Consider the following 10565-nt stretch of genomic DNA (forward strand, 5'->3'; position numbering starts at 1 on the left):
GCGCCGCGATCGAAGCTTGCGATCGCTGTATTGCTGCTCTGACGGCGTACGTGGTCGTGGCGCTTCCGTGACGAACTTGTCCCATAGGGCATCCTTCCATTCCTTCGAAAGGATCACACCATCAAACCGTGGGATCAAACACCTAGGGAGAGATCGCGGCCACCGGCCTCGTGGTGCTGGCCCAATCGGAACCGGTGGACCCGCGTGTCGAGGGACTGACGTTTTTGGGAGAGCCCGTGCTTGCAGCCGAGGTCACGGCAGGGCAACGGCTTTATGCGGACAACTGCGCCAGTTGCCATGGTGCGAACCTCGAAGGCCAGCCCGATTGGCGTCGTCGTCTTGACACCGGAAGAATGCCGGCCCCGCCGCATGATGACACAGGCCACACCTGGCACCATTCAGACCGCATGCTTTTTCAGATCACTAAAGGCGGGGTCGGGGCCGTCGTGCCGGGATACGAGAGCGACATGCCGGCCTTCGGAGAGGATCTGACAGACGCAGAGATCGCGGCTATCCTCGTCTACATCAAGAGCACCTGGCCTGAGCGACAACGTGAGTTCCAAGCCGAAGTTTCGGCCAATGACACGGGCGGGTGAAGATCGACAGGGTGTCAGGATAGTATCTTTCGACCAAAGCCGATCCACCGGGGGACCAATTCGGCAAATCTGTCCTACTCCGCCCTCCGACTCCCGCTTTACCACGCTAATTCGGACCTGACCTGGTTGGCCGTTAACCCGACCGCAAGGCAAGCATGTGCTACCAGGGTCGCGTGCATGCGTTCACGAAAATTTGCCCTTGAACCTCTAGCCACTAGAAGTCCTATCTAGTCGACGAGAATGTATATCGTTCTTGCCATTGATCGCCGGCGGGAACCGAAAGGGTATGACATGCTGACAAGACGACACTTTATTCAAACGACAACAGCGCTCTTTTCGGCGACTGTGGCCAACCCTGTGTTTGCCGATAGCTGGCCCACCGAAGCGCAGAAGGCTGAATGGGACGCGCAAGTCAGCCCGCCCGGCTTCGATCCGGCCACGTCAAACCCTTGGGGGCTACACCCGCGCTTCTTGCCTCAGCGTGTGGACGCGAAGGACGGCCTCGTGCCGGGAGACATCCATGTCGATGCGGTTGCGCGATATCTCTACCACATTGAGGAGGGTGGAACCGCGATGCGCTACGGCGTGGCGATCGCGCGGGGCAACCTCTACGAGCCAGGTGTTTATAACATCAAGCGCAAGGTCAGGTGGCCGCACTGGACGCCGACACAGAACATGATCGAGCGGGATCCCGAAAACGCAAGATGGGCCGACGGGATGGAACCCGGCCCTCAAAACGCCTTGGGATCGCGGGCGCTCTATCTCTATGTCGGAGATCGCGACACCTATCTTCGGATACACGGCACACCCTATCCGAGAAGCATCGGAGGGCGCGCGAGTTCGGGTTGCGTGCGGATGGTTATGGCACACATCAACGAGCTTTATCCGAACGTCGAGATTGGATCGACAGCACATCTTTATTCGGCTGAGGACAGTGTTACCGCGAGAAGTTGAATGAGGTAATTAGCTTTGAGCGAAATGATGTGACGTGCGGGTCGTCGTCACGCTTCCCGCGCGACGCAGATCGGATTGCCGTTCGCCGTGCGCAGCGGCAGGAAGGTCGTTTCAACGGGGCCGCTGTGTTCGTACCAGTAGCACCCGTCTTCCGGCACCAAGCGCGCGGTTGCAACATCCTGATCCGGGGCAGCCATTGCAACCACAGCTTCGGGAACGTTGCCCCGCCGGTCTGCCGAGTCGCCCGGTCCAGTCGGCTGGATTGCGCACCCGGCCGTAAGCGACAGCGCCACTGCAACCATTATTTTTTGCTTCAGCATCAAAACCCGCATCAAGCTTCCTTTCGTGTCTGTTTTTCTTTGCATCGGCTTTTCATGCTTCAAGGCGTGATAGAGCCGGTCACCGCACCCTCTAACAATAAAACAAACTGAAATACCACCGTATTTTGCTCTTGAAGCTCTAGCTACTGTAGGAGCTATGTCATGGTAAAGCACCCGAATCCAGAGGTCCATTCATGCCGTCCGACACCCATCGTCACGATCACGCCGAAGATGCCCAGACAAGCGGCGGCAGCTGCTGCGGGAGCGCCGGAACGTGCGGCGACATCGTTCCGACGACGCCCGCGCCAGCGGGCGGGCGCAGTTTTCAGGTGTCCGGCCTCGATTGCGCCGAGGAGGTAGCAATCCTGAACAAGGTGGTCGGCCCGAAGATCGGTGGGGCCGAGCATCTTGCGTTCGACGTGATCAATGGACGGATGACTATTCTCGACAGCGCCAAGAGTTTATCGGACGGCGAAATTGCAGAACTGGTCGCAAGCACCGGCATGACCGCCAAGCCCTGGGATGCCGAAAACGCGTCGGTCGACCAGGCGGCACATCTTGCACGACAGCGGCTGTTTACCGCGCTCAGTGGCGGCTTCTGGGCCGCGGGTTTTCTGTGGCACATCATCGAGACCGGCATGGGCGGGGCGCTCGGCCTTTTCGCGGGGCACGGCGAAGCGCCGATGCCACTGGTCGAGGCAGGGCTATTCGCGGTTGCGATCCTGTTCGGTGTTTGGCTCGTGGCGCCCAAGGCATGGTCGTCCGCACGGCGGCTGTCGCCCGACATGAACCTGCTCATGGTAGTCGCAGTCGCGGGTGCAATTGGCCTCGGCGAATTTTTCGAGGCGGCGACGGTTGCGTTCTTCTTCTCGCTCTCGCTTTTCCTCGAAAGCTGGAGCGTCGGGCGTGCGAGGAATGCGGTTTCAGCTCTGCTGGACCTGGCGCCGCCGACGGCAAGAATTCTTTATGATGACGGTTCGGAAGCGGACGTACCGGCTTCCGCGGTTGCTATCAACGCACGTTTCGTCGTGCGCGGCGGAGACCGCATCCCATTGGATGGTGAGGTTGTCGATGGGGCAGGGGCCGTCGATCAGGCGCCAATCACCGGAGAGAGTGCGCTGGTCCCAAAGGAACGGGGCGACGATGTCTATGCCGGTACGATCAACGGCGAAGGCACACTGACGGTGCGCGCCACGAAGGCCGCCTCGGACACCGTGTTGGCCAAGATTATCCGCATGGTCGGCGACGCCCATGCCCGCCGCGCGCCGGTGGAGCAGTGGGTGGCGAAATTTGCCCGCATCTACACGCCTATCGTCATGGCTCTCGCCATCGCAATTGCCCTGTTGCCGCCGCTCATTTTCGGTGGGGCCTGGGATTATTGGTTCTACAATGCACTCGTGCTGCTGGTGATCGCCTGCCCGTGTGCTCTGGTCATCTCGACACCGGTCTCCATCGTCGCTGCACTCACCGCCTCTGCGCGGGCGGGGGTGCTGATCAAGGGCGGTGCATATGTTGAGGCACCGGGCAAGACCACTGCATTGGCCATGGACAAGACCGGCACGATCACCATGGGCGAGCCCGAGGTGGCGGCGGTGCATCCGCTGGGCAAAGCATCGGCGCAAGATCTGATGACCCTCGCCGCTGGGCTGGAGGCACGTTCCTCGCATCCCTTGGCGCGTGCCATTCTCGCGCGGGCAGAAGCCGACGGCATCAATGTGTCCGCCGCGGAAGACACCCGAACCGTTCCCGGTAGGGGACTTGAAGGACGCACAGACGGCCGGTCGATCTGGCTAGGGTCCGACCGGTTTGCCGAGGAGAAGGGTTTCGGCGACGCCATTCCGAAGGATCTGCGCGACCGCATCGAAGGGGCTGGCAGCACCCTTGTTGCCGTGGGCGACGACACCGGCGTGACCGGCATCCTGGAATTGCGCGACCGTATCCGCCCCGACGCCAAGGGCATCGTGGCACAGCTCCACGCGCAAGGCGTGAAGACCATCGTCATGTTGACGGGCGACAACGAGCGGACAGCGCGTGCCGTTGCAGCCGAGGTCGGCATCGACGAGGTCCGTGCCGAGCTTTTGCCCGAAGACAAGGTGACAGCCATCGAAGAACTGGTCGAAACGCATGACATGGTGGCCATGATCGGCGACGGGGTGAACGACGCCCCCGCCATGGCGCGCGCGCATTACGCCATCGCGATGGGCGCTGTTGGTTCGGACGCGGCAATCGAGACGGCGGATATTGCCCTGATGACCGACGACCTCGGCAAGGTGCCTTGGCTGATCGGTCATTCGCGCCGGACAATGTCGATTATCCATCAGAACATCGGTATTTCCTTGGCGACCAAGGGCGTTTTCGTTGTCGCTACCGCGTTCGGACTGGCATCGATGTGGGGCGCTATTGCAGCCGACGTAGGAGTGTCATTGCTGGTGGTGGCCAACGCCCTGCGCCTGCTTAACAGCCAAGAGGCCAAGGCGCCGCCGTCCGGCGGTGAACAGGTTGGCGAAGGCTTGGCCAAAGGGGCGCTGGCACATGGTCATTGAACTGGGAGAACCCGGAAAGGAGCCGAGACGAGACATGAGCGTGAAGGGCAGGATGATGTGTCCGGTTTGCGAGGTGCCCTTGAGCATGACCGACCGCCAGGGGATCGAGATCGACTTCTGTCCCGATTGCCGGGGTGTCTGGCTCGACCGGGGCGAACTGGACAAGATCATCGAGCGTTCGGCACCCGATGTGGCGCCTCAGCGGGTGCCTGAGCCGCGCGGCTACGACGATGATCGCGGCTACCGGCGCGGAAAGCACGGCGGCGGCGACGGCAAGCACGGCTATCGGCGCAAATCCTGGCTTCACGAGTTGTTCGATTAAGGCTTGCCGTGGCCTCCCTGCCGGTCGCCCTTAAGGCGCTGCGGTAGGCCCTCTAGGCATTCAGCGGTGAGCAGGTTGGTCCAGAGATCGCAAAGGCCGCGCTTGCCCACGGACATTGATCACGCAGCATTTGCAAGGTAACGTAATGTCCATATCAGACCTCACGAAAGAGGCATCGAGCAGTGAAAACCATCCGATTTCCCCGCCGCGCCGTCCTGTTGGGCGGGTTGGCAGCGTTTTTGTCTGGCTGTGCCAGCAAGTTCCGCAGCTATGGCGGACCCGAGGTGACCCGTGTTCGGCTTTACAAGGGGCAGCGTTTGCTTGTTCTGGACGGAGCCGATCGCGTATTGCAAACCTATCCGGTCGGGCTGGGTTTCGCTCCTGAGGGTCACAAGCAATTCGAGGGAGACGGCCGGACCCCTGAGGGCGCTTACGTAGTCGATAAGCGCAACCCCGACAGTACGTATCATCTTTCGGTTGGCATCTCCTATCCGAATGAGGCCGACATAGCCTTCGCTGAAGCGCAGGGCCTTTCCCCCGGCGGCGACATCTTCATCCATGGTGGTCCACGCCCAGGGATCGACCCAACGGATGTCCGCGACTGGACAGCTGGCTGCATCGCGGTCACAGATCGGCAGATCGAGGACATCTATGCAATGGTGAAAGACGGAACACCGATCGACATCTACGCCTGATGGGAGGAGATGATCTTCCGTCAGATCAGGAAAATCGTCGGTACAGGGCCACGTTGATCACTTCGATGGCGATCACGGCTAAAGTGACGCTCGCCGCCGGGGGCCAGCGCAAGCACCCGGTACGCGTAAGGACACTACAATATGTGTCCAGCCGTGGCAGTGGCGAAACAGGCTGGCCCTAGCGGAGAAGAATGCGTCTGGTCTCATGTCGAATTCAATCTATCCGAGGGCATAGACGATGGTCACGACGGTAATCATGACAACCATGAACATGGAGAATGCGCCAAGGGCGAGCGTACGGCCCATGTCCCGGTTCGGCTTCTCTACTTTCAGACGCAGTTCCTCCGCGGTTTCCGGAAACTCGAGCGCCGCCGCATTCGATTGGCGCATCAGGTCGTAGCGGGACGTCCAGCGCCGTTCCTCCGCCGCGTTCCAGCCGTTCAGCACCAGAATGATTGCCGCGATGAGAACCATCGACGACGGGACCCAGATTACGTAGCCACCGATTGTCTCGTCAGCCAGGGCGCGAAGTCGACCACCGCTCGCTGCGATGATTTCTGATCCATAGAGGGGCACCTCCTTGAGCGTTGTCAGGGAGCCCAGAAAGATGTTGGAAACGATCACCACGAACCCTGACATCAGCCGAGCGCCGCGCCGCGCTCCTTCAGGCGGATCACGCAGATCGAACAGCATAGCAAAGTACCAAAGCCCAGCAAGCACCATAGACAGATGTGCCAGCGCTTCCATCGCCGCAATACGTTGTGTAAGGGCGTAGATCATCGGGATCTGCCAGACGAAAAGCGCACCAATCAACAAGGAGGTGGCAGATGCAGGAAACGCCAAGAATCGCGGGATACGCGCACGCCCAATCGCGGCAAGGCGTCGGCGCCATTCCCTTTTCAATCCGGCTTGAAGGCCAAGCCAGGGCTGAGAAACCGCGATAAGAAGCGGTCCTACCAGTCGCAGAAGAAGATGCTCGACCTGATGTACCGAAAACAGACTGTGCCCCAATGGCGCGAGCGGCCCATTCGTCGCGACGAGGACGGCCGCGAGGCCGACAAAGAAGGCGGTTCGACGCCAACCAGAAACCCTTCCGAGACAGCGAGCGTGTATTTTGAGCCCACGCAAAAACAGCCATACTGTAAGACCGACAACAATGAGCGACACCGGTGACAGCACATAGCCGAAAGGGTCGTAAAGAAAGAAGAAGTTTGTGATCATTCGCTCTGGCCCTCGCTCATCCGAGGGTTGTCGGAGGTAGCCGGTGTGAGCCGCGAGATCCCGGAAGCGCCGCCACGGGCCAGTGACAGATCGGTCGACATGGCGAGGTATTCGCCTTGTATCCACGAGGGAAAGAGATTGTCGTAGAATCGAGATAGCGGATGTCCCGACTGTCCGGCGGGCGTGATGTAGTATGATCCCGCTGCTTCCGATATCGACATGACCGCCTGAAAATTGCTTCCGGCACTCACAAGGAATGGACGGTCTTCTTCAGCACCAAATGATGTCAAGAATTGCGTAAACGGATCGCCTGAAATCGGCGCTTGAAGGGACAGCAGGTCGGTCAGCAACCCACGTGAACTGATCGGCGACCACTGCATGTCCAATCTATGCTCCTCCCCCCAGGTCCACGTCGAGGGATCGCGCCCATATCGATCGACCAGCCAGCCAAGGGCATCATCCAGGGCCACGCGAACCTGCTCCTCGCATGTCTCGCGAGGTGAGGATAGGCGGATGTCGCACCAGATTGCGCTACCGCGACGATCGCTGAGTACCGCATAAAGAAAGTTCGGGTTCGGACGGGTCCAGAGTTGCTGCGCTGCCGGAAATTCGTCTTTCAAAATGCGCTGCTGCAAAGCCCGGAGCCAAGTCCAGAACAGCAGAGGTTCCGGTGAATAGCGATCCATGTCGCCATTCCACGACGCAAGCCTGTCCAGTAGTTCACGACGAAGGTCGTTCGCATCGGTGCCTTCGATGCTGTCTCTGGACTGCACGAACCAAAGCTCCTTCGCCATCAGGGGCAGCAGGGTTCGCGCCACGGTACTTACGGTGTCCCTTTGAACACCGATGGCGCCTTCAGTCGAGAAGATCGATTGCCGCGCTTCAAGCTCCGCCAGTCGAATGTCGCGAAATGACAACGCTCGTACGGCTTCCTCTTTTGGCCATCGGGCAACGGTCTCTCGGTCAATGGCCAATGCCTCCATGCCTTTCGGCAACATGTCTGCGGCAACTCCGATGGCATCGGTCGCGTCGGCCGAACGCGTGAACAGCTCCAGCATCGTCAGGAAACCTGCCGCCTGCACGGGTGACGGCCCCCTTGGTGCCTCCTCGTCTGGCACGGGAAATGACCGGAAGGCCCAGGCGACGCGCGTATTGCGACCGACAATAACGAAAGGTACGCCCGGCATCGTGGCCCCTATGGCCGGCCCTGTCGAAAACTGAAGATCGGCGAGATACCATTCCGAGGGCAGCGACAGGGAACCGCTGATATCGGCGGCGAGAATTGGTGTCCCGGCAGCGGTTCGGTCACCGTCTATCGCCCATGCATCGAGGCGCTGCTGCGGATCAGTCGCAAATAGTTCGAGCACTTTTGGTCGATCCGACGGTATAATTGCACTTGATAAGCTCGGCGTTCCTTTCCGTGCGCTTTCCGGTCGCAGGCCATTCAGAAAAGACCGGGCAATCCTCAGGCTATCGCCAGGTGTCTAGGCATCAATCGACCGTTCGTCTGCGATCAACAGTTCCGGCGAGCCTCTGCCGCGCCCTCCCGCCGACACCAGCTCGAGCCACGCATTGACGCCGGCGGCATAGGATTCGAGCGCGTCTGAGACCGCTGGCGCAACGGACAATGTCTCATCGGATGGCCAAGAAGCTTCGGCCATTCGCCTTGCCCTTAACAGCTGACCGAGTCGGTCTTGCGCATGAACGAAGCCGATCGCGAAATAGACATCCGCGGCGGAACTCGCGGTAATGTGCGGGATTGCCGAGGCATCTCGCAGAATATCGACCGGTCCACCTAAGCCTGCTACCGAGAAGTCCTCGTTGTAGTCGGGAACGGATGCGCTCAGCAGAAAATAGACCAACCCGGAACCAACCGATGCCGTGATACAGATCGCCAAGAACCCGTACAGTAATATGTTGAAAAGACGTCTCACGTCGGTGCCGTTTCGAAACCCTTCTCATGCAAAGATGCGCAAGAGGACCACCGAAACGAAATAGGTGAGAAGACCGAAGGCGATCGCCGAACTCGCCGCATACTGGAGGATATCCAGCCGGTTTCCTTTTCGGCGTCGCGCCAGATATCCACCCCAGATCGCACCCGCGACAATGCCCGCGATTACCAGCATGACTTTTTCTCCGTTCGTGTTCTCTTGTTGCACCGGTGTGTGCCGACCAGACCTGCAGCCAGTCCCACGGCCCAAGTAGTGAAGATGAGAGCCAGCAGCGCCCAGTCGCCGAAGCGCGCATATAGCGTTGACGGATGAGCAGAGGGCAGAGCCGCATCTATTACACCGGTTTCTCCGTTGCCGAGCCGCGCGACGAGGTCACCGTTCGCGTCGATGACCGCGGAGATGCCCGTATTCGCGGCTCGGATGACAGGAAGGCCTTCCTCTACGGCGCGCATCCGTGCGGAAGCCAGATGCTGCTCGGGTCCGATGCTGGTGCCGAACCAGGCGTCGTTTGTCGCGTTGAAAATCCAGTCCGGCCTGAACAGGTCGTCGACCACATGGCTTGGGAAGATGATCTCATAGCAGATCGCCACGGCGACCAGGGGCACACCCGGAAGCGCAAGCGTTCGCGGGCCCGGTCCGGGCGTAAAATCGCCCAGACCCGCCGTGAGTCGCTCGATGGGCAACCAGCCACGGAATGGCACATATTCGCCGAAGGGTACGAGATGGTGTTTCGCGTATCCGGTCAGGATTCTGCCGGTCTCGCCAAAAGCCTGGACCGTGTTGAAATATCGGGTGCCATCCTCGCTCGGTACACGGTCCGGCACCCCGGTGAGCAGCATGCTGCCGTCTGGTAGCGCTGCGGCAATGCGATCCCGCGCCTCCGTATCCTCATCGAGGAAACCCGGAAAGGCGGTTTCCGGCCAAAGAAGTACGTCGAAATCGCCGGGCTGGGTTGAAAGCTCAACATAGCGCGCGAAGGTCGCCTCGCGGTTCTCGGGCGCCCATTTCTCCTCTTGTGGAATGTTGCCCTGGACGATGCGCAGGTCGACACCGGGTGGCTGTTGTGCATCCGACTGGAGGCGAAGCGTACCGACAGCCCACATCGTCGCGATGCCGGCCAGCGCCATGAGCGAAACGGTCAATCGTTGCCGCCCGGACGTCATGACAGCCGCGCCGGGAAGTGCCGCGACGAACACGCTGAGAAAGCTTAACCCATAGCTTCCGACCCAGGCGGCGGTCTGGCGAAGGGCGGCGTAGTCGGCAAGTGCGTAGCCGGCGAGGTTCCAGGGAAACCCTGTCAGAACGTGACCACGCAACCACTCGGTCGCGGTCCAGGAGGTCGTGAACAGGAGGCAGGCGAGGAGACTACCCAGGGCTCCGCGCCGCGCGATTTCGGCGAAGAGCGCTGCGGCAATGGCTGGGAAAATTGCGAGACCTGCGGACAATCCCGCGACAGCCGGGATCGCCATCGCCCCGAACCGCTCGGCCTCGACGTAGAAACTCTCTGCAATCCACGAAATCCCGAAACCGAACTGGCCAAGACCAAACGCCCAGCCGACGAGGAAAGCACGCCCTAGGTGTTCAGTCCCGGCATCTGGTGGATCGGGTTCAAGATGAATCTGTCCGGCTCTGAAGTCCAGATCTTACAGATGTATTCGTAGGGTGTGAGCCCGTTGAGGGTCTTGAGCCTGCGAGCGAAGTTGTAAGCCGCCATGAAGTCTGCAAGGTGCGTCCGCAGCTGCTCATGGGTGTCGTAGTGGAAGCGTTTTACGGTCGCTTCTTTGATCGTGCGATTCATCCGTTCGACCTGTCCATTGGTCCAAGGATGGTTGGGCTTGGTCAGCCGGTGCTCGATCCCATTGGCCTCACAGATCATGTCGAAACGCATGGGCCGAGAATAGGCAGTATTCCTGTTCCGAGGCTGCTCAGCGAACAGAATGCCGTTGTCAGTGAGGACGGTGT

Annotated in this window: 11 protein-coding genes and 1 pseudogene; 5 read left to right on the forward strand and 7 right to left on the reverse strand. The window is 60.2% G+C overall.

The features are described from left to right. Window positions 1-194: 194 nt before the first annotated feature. Together BFP70_RS05715 and BFP70_RS05720 are read left to right on the forward strand one after the other, a co-directional pair. Complete coding sequence (locus BFP70_RS05715; RefSeq protein ID WP_369820188.1) at window positions 195-596, forward strand: cytochrome c; 402 nt, start codon at window positions 195-197, stop codon at window positions 594-596. Between the two features lie 291 nt (window positions 597-887). Further along, window positions 888-1550, forward strand: coding sequence for a L,D-transpeptidase (locus BFP70_RS05720; RefSeq protein ID WP_009503854.1), 663 nt, complete (start codon window positions 888-890; stop codon window positions 1548-1550). A gap of 47 nt (window positions 1551-1597) precedes the next feature. Here the strand turns inward: BFP70_RS05720 and BFP70_RS05725 are convergent, their stop codons facing one another. Further along, window positions 1598-1882, reverse strand: a complete 285-nt coding sequence (locus BFP70_RS05725; protein ID WP_066010416.1) for a hypothetical protein — start codon at window positions 1880-1882, stop codon at window positions 1598-1600. Between the two features lie 182 nt (window positions 1883-2064). Between BFP70_RS05725 and BFP70_RS05730 the strand changes: the two genes are divergently transcribed. From BFP70_RS05730 to BFP70_RS05740, 3 genes are all read left to right on the forward strand, one after another. Continuing rightward, entirely contained in the window at window positions 2065-4413 is a 2349-nt protein-coding gene (locus BFP70_RS05730) for a cation-translocating P-type ATPase (RefSeq protein ID WP_066010417.1), read from the forward strand. Between the two features lie 34 nt (window positions 4414-4447). Continuing rightward, window positions 4448-4735 carry a zf-TFIIB domain-containing protein gene (locus tag BFP70_RS05735; protein ID WP_009503851.1) on the forward strand — a complete coding sequence of 96 codons (288 nt, stop codon included), beginning with the start codon at window positions 4448-4450 and terminating at the stop codon, window positions 4733-4735. Between the two features lie 182 nt (window positions 4736-4917). Beyond that, the gene (locus tag BFP70_RS05740; RefSeq protein ID WP_035367119.1) at window positions 4918-5430 is read left to right on the forward strand and encodes a murein L,D-transpeptidase family protein; all 513 of its coding nucleotides are present in this window, start codon (window positions 4918-4920) and stop codon (window positions 5428-5430) included. Between the two features lie 219 nt (window positions 5431-5649). Here BFP70_RS05740 and BFP70_RS05745 read toward each other — a convergent pair whose 3' ends face one another. The 6 genes and pseudogenes from BFP70_RS05745 to BFP70_RS05760 all read right to left on the reverse strand — a co-directional run. Then, complete coding sequence (locus BFP70_RS05745; RefSeq protein ID WP_066010418.1) at window positions 5650-6651, reverse strand: cytochrome c oxidase assembly protein; 1002 nt, start codon at window positions 6649-6651, stop codon at window positions 5650-5652. Further along, on the reverse strand, window positions 6648-8018 hold the full coding sequence (locus BFP70_RS05750) for a penicillin acylase family protein (protein ID WP_255356613.1): 1371 nt from the start codon (window positions 8016-8018) through the stop codon (window positions 6648-6650). Before BFP70_RS05750 ends, BFP70_RS05745 begins: the two co-directional genes overlap by 4 nt. A 117-nt stretch (window positions 8019-8135) precedes the next feature. After that, window positions 8136-8549 carry a penicillin acylase family protein gene (locus BFP70_RS21355; RefSeq protein ID WP_255356614.1) on the reverse strand — a complete coding sequence of 138 codons (414 nt, stop codon included), beginning with the start codon at window positions 8547-8549 and terminating at the stop codon, window positions 8136-8138. 60 nt (window positions 8550-8609) lie between these two features. Next, window positions 8610-8777: a hypothetical protein gene (locus tag BFP70_RS20975; RefSeq protein WP_009503847.1), complete on the reverse strand. Its 168-nt coding sequence runs from the start codon at window positions 8775-8777 to the stop codon at window positions 8610-8612. After that, window positions 8768-10177 (reverse strand): annotated as a pseudogene (gene lnt, locus BFP70_RS05755) (apolipoprotein N-acyltransferase); the annotation flags it as partial. The gene BFP70_RS20975 and the pseudogene lnt, both read right to left, overlap by 10 nt. Further along, window positions 10177-10565 (reverse strand): integrase core domain-containing protein (locus BFP70_RS05760; protein ID WP_141693113.1); only part of this gene is annotated, 389 nt, incomplete at its 5' end. The pseudogene lnt and the gene BFP70_RS05760, both read right to left, overlap by 1 nt.

The sequence above is a fragment of the Thioclava sp. SK-1 genome, from assembly GCF_001705665.1.
GTDB lineage: Bacteria > Pseudomonadota > Alphaproteobacteria > Rhodobacterales > Rhodobacteraceae > Thioclava.

Coding starts and splice junctions, on each gene's coding strand:
- BFP70_RS05745 (WP_066010418.1), bottom strand. CDS start 6,651: ATGATCACAAACTTCTTCTTTCTTTACGACCCTTTCGGCTATGTGCTG.
- BFP70_RS05735 (WP_009503851.1), top strand. CDS start 4,448: ATGAGCGTGAAGGGCAGGATGATGTGTCCGGTTTGCGAGGTGCCCTTG.
- BFP70_RS05720 (WP_009503854.1), top strand. CDS start 888: ATGCTGACAAGACGACACTTTATTCAAACGACAACAGCGCTCTTTTCG.
- BFP70_RS20975 (WP_009503847.1), bottom strand. CDS start 8,777: ATGCTGGTAATCGCGGGCATTGTCGCGGGTGCGATCTGGGGTGGATAT.
- BFP70_RS05725 (WP_066010416.1), bottom strand. CDS start 1,882: ATGCGGGTTTTGATGCTGAAGCAAAAAATAATGGTTGCAGTGGCGCTG.
- BFP70_RS05730 (WP_066010417.1), top strand. CDS start 2,065: ATGCCGTCCGACACCCATCGTCACGATCACGCCGAAGATGCCCAGACA.